This window comes from Arthrobacter sedimenti, from assembly GCF_042652025.1.
Lineage (GTDB): Bacteria > Actinomycetota > Actinomycetes > Actinomycetales > Micrococcaceae > Arthrobacter > Arthrobacter sedimenti.
In genome coordinates this window covers 415,189-441,042 of the sequence record NZ_JBHSDQ010000004.1, presented here as the reverse complement: position 1 = coordinate 441,042, position 25,854 = coordinate 415,189, and the positions used below count along the sequence as shown (strand labels likewise).

Annotated in this window: 25 protein-coding genes; 9 read left to right on the top strand and 16 right to left on the bottom strand. The window is 65.1% G+C overall.

The genetic code is table 11. The features are described 5' to 3' along the window. Window positions 1-10: 10 nt before the first annotated feature. A complete protein-coding gene (locus tag ACFO0G_RS12585; protein WP_376977948.1) occupies window positions 11-271 on the bottom strand; it encodes a hypothetical protein in 261 nt (86 codons plus the stop codon). Between the two features lie 263 nt (window positions 272-534). Between ACFO0G_RS12585 and ACFO0G_RS12580 the strand changes: the two genes are divergently transcribed. Next, the gene (locus ACFO0G_RS12580; RefSeq protein WP_376977946.1) at window positions 535-1,446 is read left to right on the top strand and encodes a LysR family transcriptional regulator; all 912 of its coding nucleotides are present in this window, start codon (window positions 535-537) and stop codon (window positions 1,444-1,446) included. A gap of 85 nt (window positions 1,447-1,531) precedes the next feature. Here ACFO0G_RS12580 and dctA read toward each other — a convergent pair whose 3' ends face one another. Both dctA and ACFO0G_RS12570 read right to left on the bottom strand, forming a co-directional pair. Next, window positions 1,532-2,842, bottom strand: coding sequence for a C4-dicarboxylate transporter DctA (gene dctA / locus ACFO0G_RS12575; protein ID WP_286400175.1), 1,311 nt, complete (start codon window positions 2,840-2,842; stop codon window positions 1,532-1,534). A 56-nt stretch (window positions 2,843-2,898) separates the two neighbouring features. Beyond that, complete coding sequence (locus ACFO0G_RS12570; RefSeq protein ID WP_286400173.1) at window positions 2,899-4,041, bottom strand: PrpF domain-containing protein; 1,143 nt, start codon at window positions 4,039-4,041, stop codon at window positions 2,899-2,901. 128 nt (window positions 4,042-4,169) lie between these two features. On the opposite strand from ACFO0G_RS12570, the gene ACFO0G_RS12565 reads away from it, so the two are divergent. Beyond that, window positions 4,170-5,075: a LysR family transcriptional regulator gene (locus ACFO0G_RS12565; protein ID WP_286400171.1), complete on the top strand. Its 906-nt coding sequence runs from the start codon at window positions 4,170-4,172 to the stop codon at window positions 5,073-5,075. 40 nt (window positions 5,076-5,115) lie between these two features. Here the strand turns inward: ACFO0G_RS12565 and ACFO0G_RS12560 are convergent, their stop codons facing one another. The 5 genes from ACFO0G_RS12560 to ACFO0G_RS12540 form a co-directional block, all read right to left on the bottom strand. Next, complete coding sequence (locus ACFO0G_RS12560) at window positions 5,116-6,084, bottom strand: serine hydrolase domain-containing protein (protein ID WP_286400168.1); 969 nt, start codon at window positions 6,082-6,084, stop codon at window positions 5,116-5,118. 70 nt (window positions 6,085-6,154) lie between these two features. After that, complete coding sequence (locus ACFO0G_RS12555; RefSeq protein WP_286400165.1) at window positions 6,155-7,273, bottom strand: ABC transporter substrate-binding protein; 1,119 nt, start codon at window positions 7,271-7,273, stop codon at window positions 6,155-6,157. Between the two features lie 33 nt (window positions 7,274-7,306). Then, window positions 7,307-9,088 (bottom strand): ABC transporter permease, encoded by a 1,782-nt coding sequence (locus tag ACFO0G_RS12550; RefSeq protein ID WP_376977942.1) that lies wholly within the window; start codon window positions 9,086-9,088, stop codon window positions 7,307-7,309. Then, entirely contained in the window at window positions 9,085-10,182 is a 1,098-nt protein-coding gene (locus ACFO0G_RS12545) for an ABC transporter ATP-binding protein (RefSeq protein WP_376977940.1), read from the bottom strand. The genes ACFO0G_RS12550 and ACFO0G_RS12545 overlap by 4 nt, the downstream gene beginning before the upstream one ends. A gap of 40 nt (window positions 10,183-10,222) precedes the next feature. Beyond that, window positions 10,223-11,314 carry a PrpF domain-containing protein gene (locus ACFO0G_RS12540; protein WP_376977938.1) on the bottom strand — a complete coding sequence of 364 codons (1,092 nt, stop codon included), beginning with the start codon at window positions 11,312-11,314 and terminating at the stop codon, window positions 10,223-10,225. A gap of 319 nt (window positions 11,315-11,633) precedes the next feature. Between ACFO0G_RS12540 and ACFO0G_RS12535 the strand changes: the two genes are divergently transcribed. The 4 genes from ACFO0G_RS12535 to ACFO0G_RS12520 all read left to right on the top strand — a co-directional run bounded on the left by ACFO0G_RS12535 (window position 11,634) and on the right by ACFO0G_RS12520 (window position 15,358). Beyond that, window positions 11,634-12,302, top strand: a complete 669-nt coding sequence (locus ACFO0G_RS12535; RefSeq protein WP_286400156.1) for a GntR family transcriptional regulator — start codon at window positions 11,634-11,636, stop codon at window positions 12,300-12,302. 80 nt (window positions 12,303-12,382) lie between these two features. Beyond that, entirely contained in the window at window positions 12,383-13,885 is a 1,503-nt protein-coding gene (gene tcuA, locus ACFO0G_RS12530) for an FAD-dependent tricarballylate dehydrogenase TcuA (RefSeq protein ID WP_376977935.1), read from the top strand. Window positions 13,886-13,930: 45 nt separating this feature from the next. Next, window positions 13,931-14,566: a GntR family transcriptional regulator gene (locus ACFO0G_RS12525; RefSeq protein ID WP_376977933.1), complete on the top strand. Its 636-nt coding sequence runs from the start codon at window positions 13,931-13,933 to the stop codon at window positions 14,564-14,566. A 330-nt stretch (window positions 14,567-14,896) separates the two neighbouring features. Then, the gene (locus tag ACFO0G_RS12520; RefSeq protein ID WP_286400151.1) at window positions 14,897-15,358 is read left to right on the top strand and encodes a hypothetical protein; all 462 of its coding nucleotides are present in this window, start codon (window positions 14,897-14,899) and stop codon (window positions 15,356-15,358) included. Here ACFO0G_RS12520 and ACFO0G_RS12515 read toward each other — a convergent pair. The 6 genes from ACFO0G_RS12515 to ACFO0G_RS12490 all read right to left on the bottom strand — a co-directional run bounded on the left by ACFO0G_RS12515 (window position 15,300) and on the right by ACFO0G_RS12490 (window position 21,649). After that, on the bottom strand, window positions 15,300-15,566 hold the full coding sequence (locus ACFO0G_RS12515) for a YciI family protein (protein ID WP_376977931.1): 267 nt from the start codon (window positions 15,564-15,566) through the stop codon (window positions 15,300-15,302). The two genes, ACFO0G_RS12520 and ACFO0G_RS12515, sit on opposite strands and share 59 nt — an antisense overlap. An 89-nt stretch (window positions 15,567-15,655) precedes the next feature. After that, window positions 15,656-17,170: a glycoside hydrolase family 32 protein gene (locus tag ACFO0G_RS12510; RefSeq protein WP_376977929.1), complete on the bottom strand. Its 1,515-nt coding sequence runs from the start codon at window positions 17,168-17,170 to the stop codon at window positions 15,656-15,658. A 21-nt stretch (window positions 17,171-17,191) separates the two neighbouring features. After that, complete coding sequence (locus ACFO0G_RS12505) at window positions 17,192-18,103, bottom strand: carbohydrate ABC transporter permease (protein ID WP_286400145.1); 912 nt, start codon at window positions 18,101-18,103, stop codon at window positions 17,192-17,194. Between the two features lie 8 nt (window positions 18,104-18,111). Further along, window positions 18,112-19,041: a carbohydrate ABC transporter permease gene (locus ACFO0G_RS12500; RefSeq protein ID WP_286400142.1), complete on the bottom strand. Its 930-nt coding sequence runs from the start codon at window positions 19,039-19,041 to the stop codon at window positions 18,112-18,114. Further along, entirely contained in the window at window positions 19,038-20,498 is a 1,461-nt protein-coding gene (locus ACFO0G_RS12495) for an extracellular solute-binding protein (RefSeq protein ID WP_376977926.1), read from the bottom strand. The genes ACFO0G_RS12500 and ACFO0G_RS12495 overlap by 4 nt, the downstream gene beginning before the upstream one ends. 107 nt (window positions 20,499-20,605) lie before the next feature. Next, window positions 20,606-21,649: a LacI family DNA-binding transcriptional regulator gene (locus tag ACFO0G_RS12490; RefSeq protein WP_376977924.1), complete on the bottom strand. Its 1,044-nt coding sequence runs from the start codon at window positions 21,647-21,649 to the stop codon at window positions 20,606-20,608. A 155-nt stretch (window positions 21,650-21,804) separates the two neighbouring features. On the opposite strand from ACFO0G_RS12490, the gene ACFO0G_RS12485 reads away from it, so the two are divergent. The 3 genes from ACFO0G_RS12485 to ACFO0G_RS12475 all read left to right on the top strand — a co-directional run bounded on the left by ACFO0G_RS12485 (window position 21,805) and on the right by ACFO0G_RS12475 (window position 23,995). Beyond that, on the top strand, window positions 21,805-22,293 hold the full coding sequence (locus tag ACFO0G_RS12485) for a nucleoside deaminase (RefSeq protein WP_376977922.1): 489 nt from the start codon (window positions 21,805-21,807) through the stop codon (window positions 22,291-22,293). 94 nt (window positions 22,294-22,387) lie between these two features. Further along, window positions 22,388-23,317: an intradiol ring-cleavage dioxygenase gene (locus tag ACFO0G_RS12480; protein ID WP_376977920.1), complete on the top strand. Its 930-nt coding sequence runs from the start codon at window positions 22,388-22,390 to the stop codon at window positions 23,315-23,317. Between the two features lie 153 nt (window positions 23,318-23,470). Further along, the gene (locus ACFO0G_RS12475) at window positions 23,471-23,995 is read left to right on the top strand and encodes a YbhB/YbcL family Raf kinase inhibitor-like protein (RefSeq protein ID WP_376977918.1); all 525 of its coding nucleotides are present in this window, start codon (window positions 23,471-23,473) and stop codon (window positions 23,993-23,995) included. Window positions 23,996-24,129: 134 nt separating this feature from the next. On the opposite strand, the gene kce is transcribed toward ACFO0G_RS12475, so the two are convergent. Both kce and ACFO0G_RS12465 read right to left on the bottom strand, forming a co-directional pair. After that, window positions 24,130-25,062 (bottom strand): 3,5-dioxohexanoate:acetyl-CoA acetone transferase, encoded by a 933-nt coding sequence (gene kce / locus ACFO0G_RS12470; RefSeq protein ID WP_376977916.1) that lies wholly within the window; start codon window positions 25,060-25,062, stop codon window positions 24,130-24,132. A 21-nt stretch (window positions 25,063-25,083) separates the two neighbouring features. Continuing rightward, complete coding sequence (locus ACFO0G_RS12465; protein WP_286400125.1) at window positions 25,084-25,848, bottom strand: SDR family oxidoreductase; 765 nt, start codon at window positions 25,846-25,848, stop codon at window positions 25,084-25,086. Window positions 25,849-25,854 lie beyond the last annotated feature (6 nt).

Below are 25,854 nucleotides of genomic sequence, written 5' to 3'. Positions count from 1 at the left end.
GGAGCTCCGGTCACAGTGGTCTCTTTGCCGGCCGCCGATGGAGCGTGACGCCGTCGCTGTGCAGGAAGAGTGCGCGGTCGTTCCCGTGCTCCTTGAGGATCCACACCATGCTGCCGTCAAGGGCAAGCATATCGATCTGGCCGGCGGCGATGGGGCGGCCGTCCCGGCATACTTCCACCTCATCTGAACGCTTGAGCGAGCACCAGTTCGGGATTGGCTGGCCGCGGGGATGGCGGCGGGGGAATCCGTTGCGTAGGTTATCTGCTTCCACTGCCCTTGAGGCCTTTCGTTTGCGCCCTTGCGTGCCTTGCCGGCAATCAAGTGTCACCCGGGTTCTGCGTGAATTACAAGCAAATAATTGTTCAACGGCATGCACTTTTCCTTCATCTCTCAATGAGAACTGACGCCGGTTGGTGCTATTTCAGCCTTGGCGGTGGTGCCGCAGTGAAGGCTGCCCCCGACCGTCTGCCTTGGCCTGAACTGTGATCGTAGAATTGTGCAAGGTATTGGAAGTTTTACTTCAAGGGTGCAGCGATGCTTAACGTAAAAAGACTGGAATTGCTTCTTGATGTCGTTGAACTGGGATCAGTCACCGCTGCGGGCGCCAAACACGGATACTCCCCATCTGGTGTTTCCCAGCAGCTGAGGCGGCTTGAAACGGAAGTTGGGCAACCGCTGCTGCAGCGGCACACAAGGGGGATGGTGCCTACCGAAGCCGGCCACGTCCTGGCGTCGCATACCCGCCGGATCCTTCGGCAGTTGGCTGCGGCGGAGTCGGACCTGGCGGGAATCGCGGGGTTGGGCCGCGGCTCAGTCACCATGGGAACCTTCCCCACTTTGGGCGGTTCCTTCCTGCCGCTGGTCATCAGCCGCTTCAAGAAGCAATACCCCGCCATCGAGCTGCGCGTGCGCAGCAGCCGCTTTGAGGAACTCGTTGAGATGCTCGAAAACGGCCAGGTGGGGCTGTCGCTGTTGTGGGACTACGAGTGGGACAGGATCCAGCCGGAAACCTTCGCCCTCACCACTGTCTTTGAGGATGCAACCGTCCTGATCGTCGGTAAGGAGCACCGGCTTGCCCGCCGCAAGCAGGTGGCTATGGCCGACCTCTCGGCGGAGGAATGGATAGTGCGTGGGGACGAGCATCCCGTCGTTGAAGTACTGCATAGAAGCTCCGAGGCTGCGGGATTCACCCCGCGCATTGCCTTCGAGGCGAACGACTATCAGGAAGCCCAGGCGATGGCCAGCGTTGGGCTGGGGATCGCACTGGCCCCGCGGACGGCCGTCGTAAACAAACATCCCGGCGTGAGCATCCTCTCCCTTGGCGCCAGTGCGCCGTCCCGCCGGATCCTCCTGGCGCACCGCCACGAGAGGGTCCGCGCTGCCGCGGAGATTGCCTTCCAGGGCACGCTCCTGGACGTCGCCAAGGATCCGGGCGCGGCCTTCTAGTTCCGGACCGCGCCAGGCAAAAAACTGCCCGGGACCCCTGATGGGGTCCCGGGCATTCAGTGGGAGGTGGTGGCCTGCCCGCCGGCTAGTGTGCCAGGGCGGGCTCGGCCAGCTGCACCTTTTCCGCCTCGGTGGGCACGAAGCCCGCCTGGAGCTCGGAGCGGAGCTTGGCCATGTCCAGCTCGCCCTGCCACTTGGCGATTGCCACGCAGGAGACGATGTTGCAGACCGTGCTGGTGAGGGCGCGGGCCTCGCTCATGAAGCGGTCGATGCCAACGATGAGGGCCACGCCGGCCACGGGCAGGGTGGGCATAACCGTCAGGGTGGCCACCAGGGCCACGAAGCCGCTTCCGGTGACGCCGGCCGCACCCTTGGAGGTCAGCAGCATCATGCCGAGCATCAGCAGGATCTGGCCCCAGCTGAGGTGGATGTCGCAGGCCTGGGCGATGAACATGGAGGCCAGGGTGAGGTAGATGGCCGTGCCGGTCAGGTTGAAGGAGTATCCGGTGGGGACCACCAGGCCTACAACGCTGCGGTCGCAGCCGATCCGTTCGAGCTTGGACAGCAGGCGCGGCAGGACCGGTTCGCTGGAGGACGTGGCCAGGACGATCAGGAATTCGTCCTTGAAGTAGCGCAGGATCTGCCACAGGCTGAAGCCGGTCACCTTGGCCAGGATGCCTAGGCCCACCGCCACGAAGACGATGCAGGCGGCGTAGAAGGCAAGGATCAGCATGCCGAGGTTGCCGATGGAGTGGGCACCGTACTTGCCCACGGTGAAGGCCATGGCGCCGAAGGCACCCAGGGGAGCTACCTTCATGATGTAGCCGAACATGATGAAGAGCAGCTTGTTGAAGCTGTTGACCACGTTCAGGGCCAGCTGGCCCGGTGCGCCGAGCTTGCTGAAGGCGAAGCCGCAGAGCATGGCGATGACCAGCACGGGCAGGACCTCACCGTCGGCGAAGGCGCCAACGAACGTGGTGGGAATGATGCTCAGGATGAAGTCCACAGGGTTGCTGCTGGGCAGCTGAGTGGTGTACTTCTGCGCCACCGAGGAGTCCAGGTGCGTGGGATCGATGTGCATGCCCGCCCCGGGCTGGAACAGTGTCACCGCGGCCAGGCCCAAGGCCAGGGCGAGTGCGGTCAGTGCGTAGAAGAGGCCCAGCGACCGGATCAGGGTGGGGCCCACCTTCTTGGTGTCCCGCAGGGAGGTGATGCCTCCCACGATGGTGCAGAACACGATGGGGGCGATCATGAACTTCACGAGTTTCACGAAGCCGTCGCCGATCGGCTTGAGGGAGGAACCGAGGTCCGGCCACAGTGCGCCTACAACGACGCCGAGGGCGACTCCGATGAGTACCTGGACATACAGGTGTCCGAGGATGGATTTGATCTTCATTGAACAACTTCCTGGTTGGTGCGGCCCCTTAATAATGGGGCAAAGAGATGGGGGTTTTAGGCGGACAGCTCGGCGGCCGGGGCCACATCGATGTCTGCGGTGGCGATGTGGCGGGCTGCCCGGTGGAGGGCCACTTCGCTGACAGCGCCGGTGTCATCGGTGATGATTTCGGCGGTGATCACGCCGGCGGGCGTCCCGACCCGCAGCAAGCGGGGGGTTCCGGTGCCGGTGGAGGGCGATTGGCCCGCCGCGGCGGCTACCACCGATGACGGCTGCGAGGCCGCCAGGGCGACTGCCACCGCTGAGGTGAGGCCGATGGCCGGGTGCGGCGCGAGCATGGACAGCATCCGCACCCGCACGTCGTGGCTGCCGGCGCTGATGGTTGTTCCGTCCGCGGCGGTGTAGTCGCCGGCAGGAGCCACGACCCCGACTTTCGGGACCGCGTTCTGCGGCGGATCCTCGGGCTTCCGCAGCCCCATGATGAGGCCGGCTGATGCCCGTGCCGCGATGAGGTCCGGCAGTTGGGCGGCGAGGTTGTCCGTCATTGAGGAAAGATCGACGCCGGCCTGGTCGGCTGCGAGGAGCACGGCAGGGGCGCCGGCGTCCACCATCGTTGCGTCCAGTGTCCGGCCGTTCACTTGGAGCTGCTCCACCGGGTTGCCGGTAGGCAGGAGTGCACCGGTGTTCTGGCCCCAGGGGCCGTGGAACGAGAGGCTGACGGGAACACCGGCCGCGCTGCTGCCGGGAACCCGGGCCAGGCCGGACTTGGGAATGCGGCCCCGGGGGGTGGGAACCGCCCCGCTGAGGACCGCGCCGGAAGTGACGTGGCGCATGCGGACCTTGGTCATGCCGTCCCGGGCGGGAACGATGCCCGTCTGGACTGCGAACAGGGCTATGGCGGTGGCGCAGTTGCCGCAGTTGGAACCCAGCTCAACGGTGGGGTCACCAATCCCCACCTGGGCGAAGAGGTAGTCGAGGTCTGCTTCGCCGCCGGGGGTTGCCCAGATGACTGCAGCCTTTGACGTGGTGGATGTTCCGCCGCCCACGCCGTCCAGCTGCCGCGCATCCGCTGCGCCGAAAGCGGCTGACAGCAGTGCGGGGATGTCCTCGCGGGTGGGGGCGTGGAGGGCCACGTCCCTGGCATCGAAGAGCCAGCACTTGCTGGTGCCGCCCCGGTACCAATGTCCTTTGAGTCCCACTGTATTTCTCCCTCGTAACTTTCAGGTGCTCTACTTCACAGCACCTTGTACTTCTACGATCCGGGATGAGAGCCTTCAGCACAATCGCAAATAAATGGACAACTATCTACTTTTGCTAAACTCAGTGCATGGCAATCCTCGATCTCCACCGGCTCCACGTGCTCCGCGAGGTGGGCCGGTCCGGCTCCCTGACCTCCGCTGCGGCCGCCCTTTCCTTCACCACCTCGGCCGTCTCGCAGCAAATCGCGAAACTCGAGCAGGAGATGGGCGTGGTGCTGATCGAGCGCCACCCCCGGGGCGTGGTGCTCACCGAAGCGGGCCACGCCCTGCTGCACTATGCCGATGACATCGACAGGACCGTGGAAGCTGCCCGCGCCGAAATGGGGGAGTTTGCGGGCCTCCGGCGGGGCCAGCTCCGGCTGGGGACCTTTCCCACCGGCGGGGCTTCCCTGATGCCGGACGTGGTGCTGGCCTTTCGTGCCCGCCATCCGGACGTGGCCGTGACCGTGGTCAGCGCCCGCCGCGACGGCCTGCTGGAGCGGTTGCGGCGGAGGGAAATCGAACTGACGCTGCTGTGGGACTATCCCTGGCAGCAGATCGAGGACCCCGACCTGGCACTGGTCCGGCTGACCAACGATCCCACGGTGCTGCTGGTGCCGCGGGAGCACCCCATCGCAAAACTGGGCTCGGTCCGCATCGGCGCCTTGAGTGACCAGGAATGGGTGGTGCGCGACGAGCACCCCGTGGCCGACGTCCTCAGCCGGGTATGCCGGGACGCCGGGTTCGAGCCGCGGATCGCCTTCGCCGCCAACGATTACCAGGAGACCCAGGGCATGGTGGCCGCCGGCATCGGTATTGCCCTGGCTCCCAGGCTGGCGCTCACGGCCCTGCGCCCCGATGTGGTGGCCGTCCCGCTCGCCGGGGCACCGAAGCGGCGCATCCTCCTCGCCCACTTGGAAAACCGGAGGCTGAGCCCCGCCGCGCAGCAGGCAACCAAGGTATTCCGGTCCATCGCCAAGGGCGCGGCTTCCTGACGAAGGCCGGTGCCGCCGTCGTGCATGGTCTTTAAGACGCCTACCGGGCAAGGGGACCGGCCACCAGCGCGCGGGCCAGGTCCGTGAATTCGGCGTGCGTGACCGGAGCCGGGGACGCCGCCGGGGCACCTACGGCGCGGGTGTTCCGGGCGATGGCAAAGCGGTCGCTGACGAAGCGGCGGTGGACGATGACGCTGCCGATGGCCGGCAGGACCAGGAGGAACTGGCCGTAGTTGCCCGCCGCCAGGAACGCGCCCTCCCATTGGGGGCCGGTTTCCCGGGGCAGCCACCACAGGTAGCCGTAGTCGCAGGTGCCGAAACCGGTGGCCGGCGCCATGTCCGCGCGCCTCACGTGCGGTGCCAGGCTTTCCCTGACCCACTCCCGGTGCACAAGCTGCCGGCCCTCCCATTGCCCGCCGGCCGCCATTAGCAGCCCGATCTTGGCCAGGTCCCGGGCGGAGAGGAAGAAGTGGTAGGCCGGAAAAGCGGACTTTCCGGGGTCGCCGAGCATCCGCTGGCGGCGGGGGTCGTAGTCGCTCAGCCCCAACGGACCGGCCAGGTACTTCTCGAACGCCTCGAAGACGGTCAGGCCGCCGGCCTTCTCGAAGATGGCGCCCGCGGCGTTGAAATCCCAGTTGTTGTAGACGAAGTACTGCCCCGGCGTCTTCGTGCCGCGTGGCGGAAAGGCGTCCTCATCACTGCCGGGGCTGGACGGTGGGTGGTAGACCCCCGACCGCGACGTCAGGAGGTGGCGGAGCCTCGCTGTCTTCTCGAGGGGGAGCAGGCTGCCGGTGTCATCGATCCCCAGCGCGCCCAACGTGTCATCCAGGCTGACAGTGCCGGCTTCCACCTGGATGCCGAAGAGGATGGAGAGCAGGCTTTTGCGCACCGAGGCGACGTAGCTGGCCCGGGCGGTGTCGCCGAGTTCAAGGACGGTTGCCCCATCCCGGAGGACCAGCAGGGCTGTGGTGTTCCGGGGGACAGGCAAGGCGGGGTGCGGGGAGGTCACGGGGCTCCTGGGGTATAAAAAACGTGCCTGGGGACCCGGCGGCTGCCGGGTCCCCAGGCACGGGAGGGATTTACTTGGTGTAGCCGAACACCTGGTTCCACTTGGCCAGGTCGTCCTTGCCGTAAGTGGTGGCGTCGCTGTTCTGCATGCGGTAGACCTTGCCGGAATCGACGGCGGGGAGGGTCACACCCATGATGGTGGGCGGTGCCACGTCGGTGCGGACCGGGTATTCACCGATCTGCGCGAAGACCTGCTGGCCCTGCTTGGAAAGGTTGTAGTTCATGAACACCTTGGCGGCTTCCACGTTCGTGGCTGTGCCCGTCATGCCCAGGTAGTAGTCGTAGGAGACCAGGCCTTCCTCCGGCACGATGAACTTCACGGGAGCCTTGTCCTGCACGGCCGAGATGTTGGTGCCGCTGATGGTGACCGTGCCGACGGCGACTTCACCGCGGGCCAGGGCGGTGGCTTCAGCACCCAGGGAGTCGTAGATCTTGGGCTTCTGCGCCGCATACTTGGCGAAGTAGTCGCCGCCCATCTTGGTTTCCATGAAGCGGTTCAGCGCAGCGGTGCTGCCGCCAGAGCCGCCCTGGACGATGCCCAGCTTGCCCTGCCACTTGCCGCCGACGGCGTCTGCCCAGGACTTGGGGGCATCAGCTTCCTTCACCAGCTGGGTGTTGTAGCCCAGGGTGTACACGGAGTTGAACATGCGCGTGAACTGGCCGCCGTCCACGGAGACGTCCTTGAGTGCGGAGGCGCCGGGGACGTCGTAGGCCTTCCAGACCTTGGCGTCCTCCATGGACTTGGCGATCCGGTAGTCGGAGGTGCGGATCACGTCGGCGCTGAGCTTGCCGGCACCCTGTTCGGACAGTACGCGTTCGGAGAGTTTGTTCGGGGTGAGCCGGACGACGTTGACCTTGATGCCGGTGTCCTTGGTGAAGGCGTCCACCAGGGCGCTTTCGGAGGAATCGGTGTAGCCGGAGTAGAGGGACAGGGTTTGGGTCTTGGCCTTCTCGTAGGTGGCCTTGTCCGCGATGGATTCGCCGTTGATCACCAGGCCGTTGTCGGTGTTCACGGCCGCGGTGGCCGTGACGACGCCGGCGCTCTGGGCGGCGCTTCCACAGCCGGTCAGGCTGAGGGCCAGGAGCACTCCGGCGGCGGTGAGGGCGGGGAGTTTGGACGCTAACTTCATTGTGGGTGTCCCTTTCAAAGGTGGGGTGGAAGGTCAGTTCTTGGTCTTGCGTTCGCCGCCGACTTTTTGGGCGATGACGGCGAGGATTCCGATGACGAGGCAGTACAGGACGCTGACGGCGGCAGCTGCCTGGCTCTGGCCGTTGTCGAAGTTGTCGAACACGAGGATGGACAGGATGCGGGTGTTGGAGGTGAACAGGAAGATGGAGGCGCTGAGCTCACGCATGGAGAGCATGAGGAACAGCAGGAAGGAGGACATGATGCCCACCCGCATCAGGGGCAGGGTGACGTCCAGGACGGACCTGGTCCGGCCGGCGCCGAGCATCACGGCGCTGTCCTCGAGGTCCTGGTCCATCTGGAGCATGGAGGCGGAGACGCCGCGGTAGCCCTGCGGCATGAACACTGCCACGCAGGCGACGGCGAGGATCGCCAGGGTGCCATAGATGGGCAACGGAAGCAGCAGCCAGGTCCAGAGCAGTCCGATGCCCATGACGATGGCGGGGACGGCCAGCGGGGTCATGGCCACCAGTTCGATCAGGCGCCCCACCTTGGACTTGGTGCGGTACCGGATGTAGGAGGCGATGAAGCTGAGGGTTGTGCCGGCGAAGGCCGCGATCAGGGCCACCAGCACGCTGTTCTTCAGGGCGAGCTGGAAGTCGTTGGAGCCCAGGACCTCGCCCAGCTTGGCGAAGCTGAGGGCATTCGCCTCCAGTAGCTGGGACATCGAGGACACGAACGGGGTGGCCTGCATCGACGCGGCCAGCAGGGCGAGCATGGGCAGGACCACGGACACTGCGAAGTAGGCCAGGGCAATGATGGTGAAAGGCCAGCGCATCTTGCGCAGAGGCACCTGGCGGGGACGGTTGCCCTTGCCGGTCATCGTGGTGAATTTGCGCTTGTTGATGATGCGCTGCTGGATGAGCGTCACGGCCATCAGCGCAACCGTCAGGATGACGGCGACGCTGGCGGCCTGGTTGCTCTTGGCCGGTGTGGCGCTCATCAGGCGGTAGATATAGGTAGGCAGCGTGTCCACGCCGGCCGGGTTGCCGATGACCTGGGCCACGGGGAAGTTTTCCATCGTCAGTGCGAAGACCAGGACGGCGGAGCCCAGGATGGCCGGCAGGGCCAGGGGCAGGGTGACGGTCCGCAGCATGGTGCGCAGCGGTGCGCCGTGGACGGTCGCAGCCTCTTCGAGGTCGGCGTTCATCATCGACAGGGAGCTGTGCAGCAGCAGGAAGGCGTACGGGGCGTAGAAGATTCCCAGCACGAAAACCAGGCCCGGAAGGCTGTAGATGTTGATCGCGGCATCAATGCCGAGGTCCCGGAGGAAGATGTTGATGTAGCCGGCGCTGGGCGAGCACAGCAGGGACCAGGCCAGGGCGCCGACCAGGGCCGGGATGAACATCGGGGCCATGCCGATGAAGAAGATGAACTTCCGCCACGGCGCATCGGAGCGGGCGCAGACAAAGGCCAGGAACGCACCGATCAGCAGGGCGATGACGGCCGAGCCTGCTCCCACCATGAGCGAGTTGACCAGAGCCCCGAGTGCCTCCGGGGTGGCCAGCAGTGCCAGGTTGGACAGCGTCAGGCCGCCCAGGGAGATGCTGCCGGGCCGCGGGACGCTGTCGGAGAAGGCTGCCAGCAGGACCAGGGCGAGCGGAAGCACAATGAGGATGCCGAGGATGACCAGGACGATCAGGCCCGGCGTGTTCTTCCGCAGGCCCGCAAGGGTCCGGGCAGAGCGGTAATCCTTGGGCGCGGGCGTCGAGGCCGGGCGGGCCTCGGCCCGGCTGGTCGCTACGGTCTTGAGGCTCATGCGAGGACCTCGGCCGGAAGGATCTGGACTTCACGGGGGTTGACCGTCACCCAGACGCGGTCCCCGACTTTGTGCTGTTCGCCGCGGCGCAGGCCGCCCAGGGCGTCCAGCTCGGGCCCGGATTCCAGTTGGATGGCGTACCGGATGTCGTTGCCTTGGAAGCCGGCTACCCGCACGGTTCCCGGCCATGAGTTCGGGTGTTCGGTGGGCATGGCGGTGATCTGCAGGTCCTCGGCGCGGATGCACACCTTGGGGGATGTGCCCGCGTCGGTGGTTGTCTGCGCCGACTGGACGGTGAGTCCGCTGTCGGTGATGCGTGCGGTGGTGGATCCGGCAGCCGTGCCCTCCGGAGTGCAGTCCATGATGTTGGAGACGCCCAGGAAGTGCGCGATCGAGGCGCTGGCGGGGGCTTCATACATGTGCTGGGGGGCGCCCATCTGAACGATCCGGCCGCCCTGGAGCAGCGCGATGCGGTCCGCCAGTGCGAAGGCTTCGTGCTGGTCGTGGGTGACATATACGCAGGTGAGGCCCAACTGAAGCTGGATCTCACGCAGCTCCACCCTGAGGCGGTCACGGAGGCGGGCGTCCAGGTTGGAAAGCGGTTCGTCGAGCATGAGCACGCTGGGCCGCATCACCAGGCTGCGCGCCAGGGCGACGCGCTGCATCTGGCCACCGCTGAGCAGGCTCGCGCCGCGGTCCGCATAGGGCTCCAGGCCAACCAGGGTAAGGGCCTCCATGACGCGCTCATCGATTTCGCTCTTGGAAAGCTTCTTCTGTTTCAGGGAGTAGGCGACGTTTTGGGCCACGGTCATGTGCGGCCACACGGCGTAGGACTGGAAGACCATGCCGACGTTGCGCTTGTTCGGTGGCAGGTTGATGCCCTTTTCGGAGTCGAAGACCACCACGTCGTCGATGATGATGCGCCCTGAGGTGGGCTCCTCCAGGCCGGCGATGCTGCGCATCGTGCTGGTTTTGCCGCATCCCGATTGGCCCAGGAGGACGAGCGCCTCGCCGTCCTCGATGTCGAGGTTGAGGTTTTCGATGGCAGTGAAGCTTCCGTACTTCAGCTGCAGGTTTTGAATGCTGATCTTCATGGCTGGTTCCTTGGGCTGGGTTTTTCCGGTAGGGGTTACTTCAGTCATTTGGCACCAGGATGGTGCTTTCGCTGATGACGCGGGCCGAGCGTTGAAAGGAGACCTCAGCCGGATCGGCTGCATCCAGCGCCAGTGCGGTCTTGCCGTTCAGCAGGTGGATGGACAGTCCGGCCTCGGCTGCGGGAACCATGCTGCGCCGCACTACGCTGCCCTCCGTCCCGGAAGCGGCAGCGACGGCGACGGCGCTGGTGAGCCCGATGGCGGGGTGCAGCGCGCTCATCGAGATCATCCGGGCTGACACTCCGGTTGTTCCTTCGGGCGGAGGCCCCACGACGCCCACCTTGGGGATGGAGCTGAGGTTCTGCGGAAGGTTCATCTTGCGGGCAGCCGCGGCACGCAACTGCGGTGCAATCCGGACCAGCGCCTCCAGCGCTTCCTCACTGCCCGTCGCGTCCAGTCCCAGGTCCCGTGCATCGAAGAGCGCAGCCGGGGCACCCGCGTCGATCAGTGTCGCCTGGTACCGCCGTCCGTCAACGTCGATTTCATCAAGGGCCTTGCCGGTAGGGAACTGTGCTCCGTAGCTGGACCACGACGTCTTCTGGAAAACGACGTCGATGGGGACGCCGGGGTAGTGCTGGCCATCGAGCCGGCGGCCGCCGTACGCCGGAACCTGCGCGCCCGGTGTCGGGATTTCACAGATGAGGCGCAGTCCGGTGACCGTGTTCAGGATGGGGACCCGGGTGACGTCGCCGGTGGGGGTGACCAGCCTGGCGTGGAGTGCATAGAGCCCCAGTGCGGTTGCGCAGTTTCCGCAGTTGCTGGCCCATTCAACCGCTGGTTTATCGATGGCAACCTGCGCGAACCGGTAATGCACGGTTCCGTCCGGGCCGGTGCCACCCACGGTGATTGCCTTGCTGGTGGTTGAGGATGCGCCGCCCACCCCGTCGATTTGGCGAAGGTCCGGTGAGCCGAAGGTGCGGATCAGGAGCCGTTCGGTCTCCTGGGGGTCCGCGGGAAGGTCCTCGTCACGGAAGATCCAGCATTTGCTGGTACCTCCGCGGACCAGGGTTGCCGGGACTGCGGTGACGGGAAGGCTGCCTGCCTGCGGTTCTTCCCTGAATAGAAGCGTCATTGATTCTCCTGAAAACACCGAACCGCCGTGTGCAGCTGGTGGATAAATGTTCAGAGCCGCACGATCTGGAATCCGGAAACTCCTGGTCTGTATGGCGTTGGTCACAAACGGTATACCGCTGGAGTGACTTAAGCAACAGATTGGGAATTGTTGAATACAGATCTGCTTCAACAGCGTGCAGCCCCGCTCCATCGCGTGCTGCTGATCGTGCACGGTGTTCACAGCCGCGCGAAACGGTATGCAGTGCGTTAGAATTGCGGCTAAAGGTATGGCGCTGTTTGCGTCTTGCCGCTTGTTCCATGAAGACCGGAGGCCGCCCGTGGCGTCGCAAGCTGAGACAAGCCCCTACCTGATGATCAGGAACGCCATCATCTCGCAGGAGCTGCCTCCCCGTGCCCAGCTGGTGGAAAGCGCCCTGGCTAAGAAGTACAACGTCTCCAGGACTCCCATTCGGGAAGCGTTGCGGCGCCTCGAAACGGAGGGCTTGGTGGAGCGTTACGGGTCACGGATGCAGGTGCGGGAGTACCGGCCGGAGGAGATGCTGGACCTCTACGAAGTCCGGACCTTCCTCGAGGAAGCGGCCGCCAAAACCGCCGCCCTCCGGCATACGGACATGGACCTGATGCTCATTGACCGTGCGCACCAGGCCATGGTCACCCTCGACTTTGATGCCGCCACTCCGGCTGAGCTGGCCGCCGCCAACCGCACCTTCCATGAGCGCATCTGGGCTGCCAGCCACAGCGCAGCGCTCCTTGACCTGCTGGACCGGATCCTGGTGCACTTCATCCGCTACCCCGGCACCACGCTTTCCACCAGGGAGCGGTGGGACCGGGTGCTGAAGGAGCATGAGGAACTGCTGGTGGCTATCCGCGCGCGGAACGCGGAGGAGGCCGGCCGCATTGCCAGCGCCCATATGGACGAGGCGAAGAACATCCGGATCCAGATGTACATCGACGCGCAGGAAATCAGCCCTCCGCGCCTGGGCTAGCCGCAAGGACCCACACCTCAGTCCGCTCCTGCGCACCCGAAAAAGGCAGCAACCACGTCATTGCATCCAAGGGCATACCTATGTATACAATCGTGTACAGCGATGGAGCTGAGGAGATGATGATGAACAAGAGCGATGTTTTGGTAGTTGGCGGCGGCAACGCCGGATTCGCGGCAGCACTTGCAGCCGCCGAGCGCGGACGCAAGGTTGTCCTGCTGGAAAAGGCCCGGGAAGCCGCATCCGGCGGCAACAGCTTCTACACCGCCGGCGCCACCCGCATCTCCCATGACGGGCTCGGGGAGGTCATTGAATTCGTGGAGCCTGATGACCGGCACGCCGTCACCGAAGTCCCCGCTTACACCGCTGCCGAATACCTCGCCGATCTGTCCAAGGTCTCCGAAGGCCGCAACGACCCCGAACTGTCCGCCGTCCTGGTCAGCGAAAGCAACCCGACGCTGCGCTGGCTCCAGGGCGTGGGACTCAAATACCGCCTGATGTATGAACGCCAGGCATACCGCACCCAGGACGGAGGATACCTGTTCTGGGGCGGCCTGCACGTGGGCAACGTGGGCGGCGGCAAGGGGCTCATGGCCGACCACCGGGCAGCCGCGGAGCGCATGGGCGTGGAGGTCATCTACGACTGCGCAGCCACCGGCCTCATCCAGGAGGACGGCCGTGTAAGCGGGGTCCGGTACCGCACCTCAACCGAAGAGGGCGAGTTCCGGGCTGAGTCCGTAGTCCTCGCGTCGGGAGGCTTCGAGGCATCGCCTGAACTGCGTCGCGAGCACCTGGGTGAGGGCTGGCAGAACGCGAAAGTACGCGGCACGCCCGGCAACACGGGCGAGATGATCCTCGCTGCCCTTGAAGCCGGGGCGGCCAAAGGCGGGGACTGGTCCACCTGCCACAGCGTCGCCTGGGACGCCTGGCACCCGGAGAACGAGGGCAACCTGGAACTCACCAACCAGCTCACCCGCGGCGGGTACCCGCTGGGCATCGTGGTAAACACCGAGGGCAAGCGGTTCGTGGACGAAGGCGCCGACTACCGCAACTACACCTACGCGAAGTACGGCCGCGACATCCTTGCCCAGCCGGGCTCGGCCGCCTTCCAGATCTTTGACGCCTCCTCCCGCCCCATGTTGCGGGCCGAGGAGTACGACATGCCCGGAGTCTCGGTGGTCACCGCGCCCACCCTGGCCGAGCTGGCCCAGAAAGCCGGCATCAGCCCGGAAGGCCTGGCAGAGACGGTGCAGGGCTTCAACAACTCGATCGCTGAGGACGCGCCGTTTGACCCCAACGTCAAGGACGGACGCCGCGCCGACACCCAGCCCCCGAAGAGCAACTGGGCCCGCAGCATCGCCACCGGACCGTTTTACGCCTTCCCCGTTACCTGCGGCATCACCTTCACCTTCGGCGGCCTGAAGACTGATACCTGGGGCCGCGTGCTCACCGAAGACCCGGAGCCGCTTGAAGGGCTCTATGCCTGCGGGGAAGCGCTGGGCGGACTGTTCAGCGGAAACTACCCCGGCGGCTCCGGGCTTGCGGCAGGCGCGGTCTTCGGACGCCGGGCCGGTTCAATCGCCTAGACGCCAACACAGCAGTCCCGAAGATCAAACGGAAAAGAGGAAAAAGTGGCCAGTCCCGTCCATCAGCGGCTTCGCGAAGACGTTCTCGCCAGTGTCTTTGCGCCTGACGAGCCGCTCACGGAAGCCAAGCTCACCGAGCGGTACGGGGCATCCCGGACGCCCGTGCGGGAAGCCCTGCAGCGGCTGGAGCAGGACGGGCTGGTGGAAAGGCGCGGCAAAGCGGTGGTTGTCCGCACGCATTCGGCCGAGGAGATCATCGACATCTATGAGTCGAGAATCATCCTCGAGCAGGCCGCCGCGGCCAAGGCCGCCGTCAAGGCCACCGCCCTGGACCACCAGCTGCTCAAGGGACTGCTGCTGCAGATGCAGCAGCTGGATCCCACCGACGGCCGTGCGCTCGCAGAAACCAACCGCGCCTTCCACGCGCAGCTGTGGCACGCCACGCACAGCCCGTCGCTGATCGGACTGCTGGAACGCCTGGACCAGCAGGTGCGCCGGTACACCCTGACCACGTTGACCTACCCCGGCAGGTGGCCGGCAGTGCTGGCGGACTACGCCGCCATGCTGGCCGCCATCGAGGACGGGGACTCCGGGCACGCGGGGGAGATCGCCGCCCGCCACATGTCGGACGCTTTGGCCATCAGGCTGAAGATGTACGCCGAAGATCCCAGGACGCTCTAGGCCGCATCGGCGGCCCCGAGGCGTTCCTTTTCAAGCCCGCCGGCAGATGTTCCTGCATACTCCATCGCAACAGGTAACCCGAAAGTCGGGCGCAGGAGATTCGCCGGCGCAAGAGGTGGGGCAGGCTCCAATGAGCCTGCTCCACCTTGCCTTTCCCCTCAGCCAGCCATGGTCCAACGTACGACGACGGCGGGCAGGTGAGTGCCGCCGTCGGCCCTTCCGGGGGTGCTTCCGCTGGGAGGAACTCCCCGGGACACAAGGCTCTGGCGGTGCAAGGCCGGCCGAACTATGCTCGCTCGCATCACCCAGCACGTCGTGAAGGGATTAATGATGAAACTGAGCCACATTCCCCTCCGCCTGGCCACCGGAGCTTTTATTTTCAACGCCGGCTACAGCAAGCGGAACCTGGACAAGGACAGCGCCGCTCGACTGCAGGGCATGGGGGCCAAGGTGTACCCGCAGGTGGCCCGGTTGGAGCCGGAAAAATTTGGCAAGCTTCTTAGCTATGCCGAGATGACCCTGGGGGCAATACTCCTGGCGCCGTTCGTGCCGAGCAGGCTGGCGGGGCTGGGCCTTGGTATCTTCTCCGGGTCCCTCCTGACCATGTACCGGAGGATTCCGGAAATGACCCTGGAGGACGGGATCCGGCCCAGCCAGCAAGGCACCGTACTGGCAAAGGACATCTGGATGTTCGGCATTGCCCTGGCGCTGATCCTGGACCGGAAGGGTTCTCCTATGCGGGGTGCACAGCGTTCCACTCCAGGAGCCGCGCGTCGGCCAGCCCTTCGGTGACGAAAGGGTCGCCGGCGACGAACCGTTCCGCTTCCTGGCGGGACGTGAAGATGCCCATCGAGCTGGCGGCCGGGTCGGGGTCCTGGAACGGGCCGAGGGCAACGAGGCCTCCGCCGTCTGCGTGGAAGGCCTGGTAATAGGCCTTGTGGCGCGGGTAGATCTCCATGATCCTGGAGCGATCCACGCCCTCACGCACGGTGTACAGCACGACGCATTCCATGCGCCCGAACTTACCACTTGAAGTGTGCGTGGGGGCCTGAACGCCGAGGGCGCCGACCTCGGTGATTAGGTCGCCTCCTACTCGAGCTGCGTGACCTGAAGGCTGCTGATCGTCGCTGTACCGCCGGCGGCGAAGACCGCGAGGTCGGTGTTGTCCTCGGCCGGGAAGATCAGTTCAGCCATGGTGACCTGGCCGCCCTGGGCGAACACTTCTATGGAGCAGCGGTCAACGAAGATGCTGAGGTCGTAGGAATCCGATGATGACCGGACGGGTGCGGTGTCGACGGAGGGGAAGGATTCGTGGAAGTCAGTCTGCCCGGACTGCCGCCGATCGACGAACAGTCTGCCTTCGTCCGGCCGGATGCCCACATGGGTGCCCTTGGCGCCGTCCCCCCGCAGGACAAGTCCGAATTCCTTAGCACTTCCGGGAGCGAAGCTGACATCAATGCGCTGAACCGTGCCTGCCGCGCCCGGCAGCACCTGCTCGCTGTCGTCAATAGTGGTTTCAGCAAGGGAGAAAGGCTCCTGCGTCACCAATGCAGTCCAGTCGCCTGCGGGTCGCTGGACCAGGCACAGGTTTCCGTCGATGGTCTGAAGGGAGACTTCGCGGGCCAGGCTCATGGGGCTGCGCCAGGGTGTGGTCGGGATGTGGTTGGCGTACTCCCAGTTGTTCATCCACCCGATCATGAGGCGACGGTTGTCCGGGGCGTCGTTGAAGGAGACGGCTGCGTAGTAGTCCCGGCCCCAGTCCAGCCAGTGGTAGGCGCCGTGGTCGTCAGGGCTGTGGAGGCCCGCGGTCTCCGCACTGGTGGAGGTGAATGAGGTTCCGTCGAAGTCGCCAATGAAGTATTGGCCGGCCGACCCGCGGTTGGGGCCGCCAGGGTTGAGGTTCACGGTCAGCACCCACTTGACGTTTTCCGGGTCGCCGTCCACAGGCAGCGGGAAAAGGTCGGGGCATTCCCAAATGCCGCCGGTGGCGTTCGCGGGGCCGAAGCTACTGAGGAATTCCCAATTCTTCAGGTCTTCGGACTTGTAGAACACCACCTTGAAGTCTTGCGCCTCAACGGCGACCATCACCCAGCAACTGCCCTCGCCGCCGTCGTACCGGATGACTTTAGGGTCGCGGAAGTTGGCTGACCGGCGGTCCAGTACGGGGTTGTTGGCGTGTTTTGTCCAGGTGTAGCCACCGTCCAGGCTGTACGCCAGGGACTGGGCCTGGATTCCCTCGTGCTCGGAGCCCGGCTTGTAGGCGCTGGTGTAGATGGCCACGAGCGGGGCAACGGAACCGGTGCCGAAGCCGCTGGTGTTGGTCCTGTCATAGACGATGCTGCCGGAAAAGATGTCTTCGTTGTCGTCGCAGGGGATGGCGACGGGGTGTTCGGTCCAGGCCAGCAGGTCCGTGGATGTCGCGTGTCCCCAGGACATGTTGCCCCAGACGTTGCCCAGCGGGTTGTTCTGGTAATAGAGGTGGTAGACGCCGTCATGGAAAATCAGGCCGTTGGGGTCGTTGAGCCAGGTGTCCCGGGCTGCGTAATGCAGGGCAGGCCTGTAAATGTCGGTGGCTGCTGCATTGTTCGTCGTGAGGGTTTCCATGGGTTCCTTTGGAAGTCTGGGCTATTTGCTGGCGCCGGCCGTGAGGCCTTCCCGCAGGGTTCGTTGACCGAAGATGAAGACGACCAGTGCCGGCAGCATGGACAGGATTACGCCGGCGAGGACCACGGAGATGCTGCCGGTGCCGAGGTTGCCTTGGAGCGTGACCAGGCCGAGGGGAAGGGTGAAGTTCTGTTCGCTGATCGTCAGGATCAGTGGCCGGAAGAACTCGTTCCAGTGGAAGTTGAAGGCAAGGATCCCGACGATGGCCATGCCGGGGACCGCCAGGGGGACGTAGACCGACTGGAAGATCCGCCATGGTCCGGCACCGTCCAGGGCGGCTGCTTCGGCGAAGTCGTTTGGCAGGCCCAGGAAGTACTGGCGCATCAGGAAGGTGCCGAATGCTGTCGGAATAGCCGGCAGGATCAGGGCCAGCAGGGTATCGGACAGGCCCATGCCCCGGATCAGCATGAACACCGGGACGATAGTGACCTGCACCGGGACCATCATGGTGGCCAGCACCAGCGAGAAGATGGCGTTCTTGCCGCGGAAGTCCAGGCGGGCGAAGGCGTAGCCGGCCAGGGTGGCCGACGCCATCTGGCCAAGTGCGATCAGCCCGGTCACCAGGGCGCTGTTCAGGACCAGGAGGCCGACGTTGATCTGCTTGAACACCTCCTGGTAGGCGGTGAAGTCAGGGTTGATGGGCAGAAACGACGGCGGCAGGTTGAACGATTCCGACGGCGTCCGCAGCGAGGTGGACAGGGTCCACAGGACAGGGCCGAGGGTCAGCGCCGCTGCCACGGCCAGGGCGGCGTACCTTCCGATGGTGCCGGCTGCGGGCAGGCGGCGGGTGCGGTACGGCTTGGGGGTGGCGGGCGGTTCGGCGGTGGAACCGGAATGCTTGCCGGTCCTGGTCTGCAAAGTCTGGCTGGACATGGGGGGCCTCACTGGTAGAAGACGAAGCGGCGGCTAAGGCGGAATTGGAGAGCGGTGACGGCAAGGATCAGCACGGTGAGCACCAGGCCGATTGCAGAGGCTTTGCCGAACTCCAGCTGCTGGAACGCGGATTCAAAGATCACCATGACGGCGGTCCTTGTGGAGTCGCCGGGACCGCCGTTGGTCAGGACGTACGGCTGGTCGAAGACCTGCAGGGCACTGATGATGGCCATGACAGAGGCCACGAGCACAGTGGGGCTGATCAATGGAAGAGTCACATTGCTGAACTGTTTCCAGCCCGTGGCGCCATCCAGGTTCGCTGCTTCGTGCAGTTCTTTCGGGATGTTGGTGAGGGCGCCGAGGAAGAGCAGGAAGGAGAACCCGAAGTTCTGCCAGACGTAGACCAGGACAACGACGGCGGCAGACGCCGTGGGACTTGTCAGCCACGGCACAGCGGGAATCCCGACGAGCGACAGGAGCCAGTTCACCACGCCGAACTGTTCGTTGAACATGTACCGCATGAAGATGGACACCGATGCGGCGGACAGGACCAGCGGGAAGAAGAAGGTGGAACGGAGGAACACCCTCAGCCAGGACGGCATCCTGGCCTGCAGCATGGAGGCCAGGCCAAGCGCGATGCCCAGTTGAAGGATTACTGCAACAACTACGAACCCGATGGTGTTCAGGAAGGACACCCGCACGGTGGGGTCCTGTGCCAGTGCTGCGAAGTTGGCGAAACCGACGAACTGCGGTGCGGAGATGATGTCCCAGCGGAAGAAGGCCAGGACCAGCGAAGCGATGATCGGCAGGAACGTGAACAGGGCCATCCCGAGCACTGTGGGAGCAAGGAAGATCCTGGCCAGCCATCGCTCGACAAAGGAGCGGCGCACGGCCGGTGGTTTCACGGTTTGCCGCGGGGCGGCGGAAGTGGTGGTCATGAGTTCCTCCTCAGAGCCAGTTCAAGGTCACGCTGCAGGTTGCCCATGGCTGCCCGCACATCGGCGGAGCTGCCGCTGACTGCGGTGGAGACGTTCTTCATCAGGGCAGTCTCGACGGCCGCCTGCTGCGGCGGCGCGGGGATCGGACCGGAGGTGGGGAACCTGTCCAGGGTGTCGTAGAAGACCTTCCAGTGCCGCGGCCCGGTGGCTGCGTAGAAGGATTCGTTGACCATCGAACGGCGGGTGGGCGTGGTGTTGGGCTTGGGAATGGCCAACTGCATCGCTTCGCGGCTGGAGCAGAACTTCACCCATTCCCACGCCGCGTCCTTGTCTTTGGCCGTGCGCATGATCGCGTAGCCGGCAGCGCCGAACTGATGGCGCTGGGTCCGCCAGCGGGGGAAGAACTGAACGTCGAATTGATCGGCGGTCATCCCGGCCTCGTGCAGGCCCTGCGCCCAATAGCCACCGGCCGGCGTGGTGCCGATGCGGTTGTTGCCGAACAGGCCCACCAGGGCGTTTCCGCCGCCGGATTCGGGACGGACGCCGAGTCCTTCGGCCACCAGTTCGCGCAGGTAGTCGAAGGTTTCGACAACCCGCCCGTCCTCGGCGTTGGGGGCCAGCCACTGATACCCGCCGCCGCGGGTGCTCCGGGCAGGATCGTTTGCGTAGAAGCGGTCCCAAAGCCAGTCCCCGCCGGGAGCCTTCGTTTCGGACAGGAAGCTGGTGTCATTGGCGTAAAGCCACGGCACGACGCCGCCGAAAAGCCGGTTGGTCCAGTAGTACGGGGTGAAGTCAGCCGGGCGGGCCTTGCGTAGGGCCCGCAGGGTGGCGGTGAAGTCGTCCTTCGTCCAGTCGTCTTTTGGCCGCTCAAGCCCGGCCTGGGCGAAGGTGGTGGTGTTCAAATTCATGTTCGCCGCGTTCCAGTCCAGTGGAAGCTGGTAGAGGCTTCCCTGGTACATGAAGGCTTCCAGCAGGCTCGGGTGGACGTCGGCAAAGTAATCGCTCATGGCGGCGGCATCCCGGCGGACATAACTGTCTAGAGGCTCGGCGAGCTTGTCGGCAAAGAGCTGGGCGCCTTCGGTGGCTACATAGACGACATCCGGCGGCGTTCCCGCGGCCACCATGGTCAGGATCTTGGAAAAGAAGTCCTTCCAGTCCGCACCCTGAATGGCCTGCAGTTGCACCGGGATGTCGGGGTGCGCGGCGGTGAAGGCCTGGATGAGGCCCTGGCGTCCCGCGGCATCCGCTGCCGTCCCCAGGATGGCGATGTTCAGGGCCTTGCTGCCGCGGCCCGGGATATCGGCGCCAGTCAGTCGGGGCCACGCCCCCACGGTGGCTCCCGCCAGGGCGAGTCCGCTCAGGCCAAGCATGGACCGGCGGGTGAGTTGTGAGAGTTTGCTGCTGGACGGCAGCGGATGCGAAGGGGCTGGTTGCCCCGGTGTCTTTTCAGACGTCATTGTCGGCTCCTCCTAACACGTGTTAAGTAGATTAGAAGCGGCACCTAACACGTGTCAAGGGATTTTTTTACTCAGCTGACCCCGTTGGTGCGGGAGCCGCCGTCGTCCTAGGAAGAAGGGGGAGCGCCGGTGGATGCCCGGGTGATCACCCGGCAAGGCACCAGGATGATTTCGCCCTCATCCTTTTCTGCTTCGGGCGCTTTCCCTTCAACCTCATCCAAGAGCATGGACATGGCCGTTTCTCCGATTTCGGCGTGCGGAAGTGCCACGGTAGTGAGGGCGGGAACAAGGTTGGCGGCCACGTGCTGCTGATCGTCGTATCCCACAACGGACAGGTCCTGCGGTACACGCAGTCCTGCGGATGCCGCAAACAGCAAAACGCCGGTGGCCACCCTGTCGTTGGAGCAGATGATCGCCGTCGGCCGGTCTTCGCCGCCCAGGACGGCAGACGCAGCCCGGTAGCCGTCGTCAATGTCCCAGCCGGTCGGGTGGACACGTTGTTGCTCGCGGCCCAGTCCCGCCGCTTCCATCGCCTCGCGGTACCCCTGTTCGCGCTGCGGGGCAGCAGGCGAGCTGAGGGTCCCGGTCAGCAGGGTGATGCGGCGGTGGCCCAGGTCGATCAACAGCTGTGCGGCGGCGCGCCCGCCGTCGACCTCCGCAGGTATGACCGAGCGGAACGGGGAGGCGGCGTCAGTGCAATTGGCAAGGATGGCCGGCAGAGTGCGCATCGTAGTAGGGGTAGTTACTTCGCGCAGGCTGCCGGTGGCATACATGATGCCGTCCACCTGCCGGTGTACCAGCTGCTGTGCTGCAGTGCTTTCACGGGACACGTCGTGCTCCGAGTCAATGACAAAGAGCATGTATCCACGGGTCAGGGCCGTGCGTGAGGCGCCACTGATCAGCCGGCCGGCGAACGGGCTGGTGACGATGTCGTCCGTGATGACGCCGATGGTTGACGTCTGCTGGTTGCGCAGGCTCAAGGCGACTGAATTGGGTGTGTAATCCAGCTCAGCGGCAGCGCGGAGGACGCGCTCTTGTCGTTCCGCCGTGACATTGCCCTGAGCCCTGCCATTAAGCACCAGCGATACAGCGCTGCGGGACACGCCCGCGCGCTTCGCCACGTCCAGTGCGGTCGCCTTACGTTTCGCCATGCTCATCCCCTTGCCTCTCGGACCAGCTTAGCTAACTCGTGTGAGGCACTTTTACCGAGGCCCGGCGCCTTCGCTCGTTTCGTGCTTGGCGACTCGATACTCATCGACCGACGAATTCTCCGCAGGGTCATGAGACCGCATGCAAGAATGACCGCATGACGCACCCCAATGAGCCGTCCGCCTCGGCAGGAGCCGCACCCTTCGACCCCGCCTTCGAGGCCGCTTACCAGGCTGCGCAAAAGAGCCTCAACGAGGGCGGCATTCCGATTGGGGCCGCGCTTGCCCGTGACGGTGTGGTCATCGCGAGCGGCCACAACGAACGGGTCCAGAGCGGCGACCCCATAGCGCACGGGGAAATGTCCGCTCTCCGCGCCGCAGGCCGGCAGAAGAGTTACCGGGACACCACGCTCTACACGACGCTGGCTCCCTGTGCCATGTGCACGGGAACCATCATCCAGTTCAAGATCCCGCGCGTGGTGGTGGGTGAGGCGCGAACGTTCGACGGCGAGTTCGACCTTTTGCGGTCACGTGGCGTTGAGGTGGTGGTCCTGGACGATCAGCGGTGCGTGGAGATGATGCGGACGTTCCAGGAGGACAACCCGGATCTGTGGGCAGAGGACATAGCGGAGGAGCCCGCCGGGTAGGGGCCGGTGCTCGCCGGCATCGTCCAGCCGACTCACAGTCAGGGCACAGCGGCGAATGGTCCGGTCCATAGCCTTGTGCGGTTTTGTTGGAGCCATGACCACTTCACGCACACCCCGCCTGCCCGACGTCGACCAGCCGCATCCCGACCACGACCGGGGGCTGGAGTTCGACTTGAATACCTTGGTGAGCCGCCGCTCGCTGGGGCTGTTCCTCGGTGCAGGCGGGGCCGCCGCCGCGCTCGCCGCCTGTGCCCCGGCCGGAAACACCGGATCCACTTCTTCTGCGACATCCACGGCTACCAGCGCAGCCTCGTCCGCAGCAGGCTCCTCCGCGGCTGCCTCTGCCACGGACGCCGCCACTGCCACCCCGACCCTCACGCGGGCCATCGCTGAGTGCGGCGTGGAAATCCCACAGGAAACCGCGGGCCCCTATCCCGGCGACGGCTCCAACGGACCGAACGTCCTGGAAGCGTCCGGAGTGGTGCGCCGGGACATCACCGCGAGCTTCGGAAGCGCGTCCGCCAAGGCGGAGGGCGTTCCGCTGACGTTCACGCTGACCCTCCTGGACAACGCCAACGGCTGCGCCCCGATGGCTGGTGCCGCCGTGTACGCGTGGCACTGCGACAGGGACGGGAAGTATTCGATGTACGACTCGAGCCTGAAAAACGAAAACTATCTCCGCGGCGTGCAGGAGGCGGATGCCAATGGACAGGTCACCTTTACGTCGATCTTCCCGGCGGCCTACTCCGGGCGCTGGCCGCACATCCACTTCGAGGTGTTCGAGTCGATGAACAACGCAACGGCGGCCGGGCAGGTCCTGGCTGTTTCCCAGATCGCGCTGCCGCAAGCCGCCTGCGACGACGTGTACGCCACTCCGGGGTACGAGCGCAGCATCACGAACATGAGCCGTACTTCGCTGAAGTCGGACAACGTGTTCGGCGACGACGGCGGCATCTACCAGCTGGCAACGATGACGGGTTCAGCTGCCGCCGGCTACACGGCGGGGCTTAACGTGACCATCTAGGACGACACGGCCCACGCGGGCTACGACCGCGGCGGGGTGGGCCCGCCGTCGAACTCATCCACAGAACTGGGCATTAGAGTGTGCAGCAGGCAGCCCGTTTCAATGGCGTATGCCGGCAGTTCACATCCCGTTGTCAGGAAAGGTAATAAAGAGATGTCCCACGATCCGTATGCCGCACTTCCCCAGCTTCCTGAATTCTCCTTGTCCAGCACCGATATCCAGGACGGGCAGGCGCTCCCCGCGGCCCAAGCGAGCGGGAAAATGGGAGTCGACGGCGGAGAAGACCGGTCTCCGGCACTTGCCTGGGAGGGGTTCCCGCCGGAGACCAAAAGCTTTGCCGTGACGGTCCTGGACCCGGACGCTCCCACCGGCAGCGGGTTCTGGCACTGGGCAGCCTTCAACCTGCCTGCGTCCACCACCTCCCTTCCTTCGGGCGCGGCCGAGGCCGGCCTGCCCGCGCCTGCGGTGCAACTGATGAACGACGCCGGCTTCCGGGGCTTCGTCGGCGCGGCTCCTCCCGCAGGGCACGGTCCGCACCACTACCACTTCGTGGTTCACGCAGTGGACGTGGAACAACTCGACATCCCCGCCGATGCAAGCCCCGCCTACCTTGGCTTCCAGCTCTTCAGCCACGCCATTGGACGGGCCAGGCTCACCGCCACATTTGAAATCCAGTAAAGGAAGATCCGGCCACATTCTGCAGGCGCAGCCGGAGAAGGTGTTGCCACGAAGACCCTCCCGCTGGAAGGGCCGACGACGGCGGCAAGGTGAGTGCCGCCGTCGTACCTTCCGTGTGGGCCACGGCGGAGCGGTCAGAATCCGACGTTGTCCCTGCCCTTGAGGCCCAGCATCTCGCGGGCTTCATCGGGTGTTGCAATCTCGAAGTTGAGTGCTTCGAGAATGGTGCGGATGCGCGTGACCTGCTCGGCGTTGGAGCGTGCCAGCTGGCCTGGCCCGATCCATAGGGAGTCCTCCAGCCCCACCCGGACGTGGGAGCCCATGGCTGCGCCGATGGTGGCAAGCGGCATCTGGTTCTTGCCGGCGCCAAGAATGGACCACTGGTAGTCGTCGCCCAGGAGCCGGTCCGCGGTGCGCCGCATGTGCATCAGGTCCTCGGGGTGGGCGCCGATGCCGCCGAGCAGGCCGAAGACGGACTGGACGAACAGCGGTCCCTTGGCCAGGCCGCGGGCGTGGAAGTGGGCCAGGTTGTTCAAATGGGAGATGTCGTAGCACTCGAACTCGAAGCGTGTCCCGTTGGCATTGCCGATCTCCAGGATGGTCTCGATGTCCTGGAACGTGTTCTTGAAAACCAGGTCGCGGCTTTTGACCAGCCCTTCGCGTTCCCACTCGTGGGTGAAGTCCTTGAACCGGTCCAGCATCGGGTAGAGCCCGAAGTTCATGGACCCCATGTTCAGCGAGGCGAGCTCGGGCTTGAACAGGGCCGCCGGCTGCATGCGTTCTTCGACGGTCATGTGCGGTGACCCGCCGGTGGTGATATTGATGACCGCGTCGGTGTTCCGCTTGAGCTTGTCCAGGATGGGCTCGAAGTGCTCGGGATTCTGCGATGGGCGCCCGTCCCGTGGATCGCGGGCGTGCATGTGCACGATCGCGGCTCCTGCCTCAGCGGCGCCGATGGCCGCATCAGCGATTTCCTGGGGTGTGACGGGCAGGTGTTCGGACATGGAGGGGGTGTGGATGGCGCCGGTAACGGCGCTGGTGATGATGACCTTGCGTGTTGCTGCCATGGGACGTTTCCTTTCGGGGTCTTAGTAGAGTTTTTCGGTGTTTCCGTCGACGGCCAGGGCCTGGCCGTTGACGTTGCGCGCCATGTCGCTGGCGGCGAAGAGGGCCATGTTGGCGATGTCTTCGGCTTCGATCAGCCGGCCCAGCGACGACTGGTTGTGGTACAGGGCGGAGACGGTCTCCACGGGCTCGCCCAGCATGTCCGCTTTGGCCGCGATGACAGCGGCGATCCTTGGCCCATTGACGGCACCCGGGCAGATGGCGTTGACCCGGATTCCCTCCGCCCCGAGCTCAATCGCCAGAGTCTTCGTCAATCCGACCACTGCCCACTTGGATGCCGAGTAGGCGCTCCGGCCGGCCATGCCCAGGCGGCCAGCCGCCGAGGAGAGGTTGATGATTGATGCCTCCGGGGTGGAGCGCAGGAGCGGCAGGGCGTGCTTGATGCAGTAGAACTGTCCGTGGATGTTGACGTCGAACGTCGCCTTCCAGTCCGCGCTGTTGAGGGATTGGATTGGACCGGTTGGTCCGGCGATGCCGGCGTTGTTCACCAGGACATCAAGGCCGCCGAAGTCGTCCTGGATCCGGGCCATGAGGTCCTGGACCTGCGATTCATCCGATACGTCGCTGACAGCGGCGTGGAAGCCCTCGGCACGCGCTTTTTCGACGGCGTCGGGGTCGATGTCCGTCACGAAGACGTTCGCCCCGTGGGCCTTGAATTTGGTGGCGATGGCCAGGCCGATGCCGTTTGCGCCGGCGGTAACCAGGACGCGTTTGGAACTGAAGTCCATAGGGTT

Bases quoted from the DNA above. Each gene is read 5' to 3' on its own strand.
- ACFO0G_RS12580 (WP_376977946.1), top strand. From the start codon at position 535: ATGCTTAACGTAAAAAGACTGGAATTGCTTCTTGATGTCGTTGAACTG.
- dctA (WP_286400175.1), bottom strand. From the start codon at position 2,842: ATGAAGATCAAATCCATCCTCGGACACCTGTATGTCCAGGTACTCATC.
- ACFO0G_RS12565 (WP_286400171.1), top strand. From the start codon at position 4,170: ATGGCAATCCTCGATCTCCACCGGCTCCACGTGCTCCGCGAGGTGGGC.
- ACFO0G_RS12555 (WP_286400165.1), bottom strand. From the start codon at position 7,273: ATGAAGTTAGCGTCCAAACTCCCCGCCCTCACCGCCGCCGGAGTGCTC.
- ACFO0G_RS12550 (WP_376977942.1), bottom strand. From the start codon at position 9,088: ATGAGCCTCAAGACCGTAGCGACCAGCCGGGCCGAGGCCCGCCCGGCC.
- ACFO0G_RS12545 (WP_376977940.1), bottom strand. From the start codon at position 10,182: ATGAAGATCAGCATTCAAAACCTGCAGCTGAAGTACGGAAGCTTCACT.
- ACFO0G_RS12540 (WP_376977938.1), bottom strand. From the start codon at position 11,314: ATGACGCTTCTATTCAGGGAAGAACCGCAGGCAGGCAGCCTTCCCGTC.
- tcuA (WP_376977935.1), top strand. From the start codon at position 12,383: ATGTATACAATCGTGTACAGCGATGGAGCTGAGGAGATGATGATGAAC.
- ACFO0G_RS12520 (WP_286400151.1), top strand. From the start codon at position 14,897: ATGAAACTGAGCCACATTCCCCTCCGCCTGGCCACCGGAGCTTTTATT.
- ACFO0G_RS12510 (WP_376977929.1), bottom strand. From the start codon at position 17,170: ATGGAAACCCTCACGACGAACAATGCAGCAGCCACCGACATTTACAGG.
- ACFO0G_RS12505 (WP_286400145.1), bottom strand. From the start codon at position 18,103: ATGTCCAGCCAGACTTTGCAGACCAGGACCGGCAAGCATTCCGGTTCC.
- ACFO0G_RS12500 (WP_286400142.1), bottom strand. From the start codon at position 19,041: ATGACCACCACTTCCGCCGCCCCGCGGCAAACCGTGAAACCACCGGCC.
- ACFO0G_RS12495 (WP_376977926.1), bottom strand. From the start codon at position 20,498: ATGACGTCTGAAAAGACACCGGGGCAACCAGCCCCTTCGCATCCGCTG.
- ACFO0G_RS12490 (WP_376977924.1), bottom strand. From the start codon at position 21,649: ATGGCGAAACGTAAGGCGACCGCACTGGACGTGGCGAAGCGCGCGGGC.
- ACFO0G_RS12485 (WP_376977922.1), top strand. From the start codon at position 21,805: ATGACGCACCCCAATGAGCCGTCCGCCTCGGCAGGAGCCGCACCCTTC.
- ACFO0G_RS12480 (WP_376977920.1), top strand. From the start codon at position 22,388: ATGACCACTTCACGCACACCCCGCCTGCCCGACGTCGACCAGCCGCAT.
- ACFO0G_RS12475 (WP_376977918.1), top strand. From the start codon at position 23,471: ATGTCCCACGATCCGTATGCCGCACTTCCCCAGCTTCCTGAATTCTCC.
- kce (WP_376977916.1), bottom strand. From the start codon at position 25,062: ATGGCAGCAACACGCAAGGTCATCATCACCAGCGCCGTTACCGGCGCC.
- ACFO0G_RS12465 (WP_286400125.1), bottom strand. From the start codon at position 25,848: ATGGACTTCAGTTCCAAACGCGTCCTGGTTACCGCCGGCGCAAACGGC.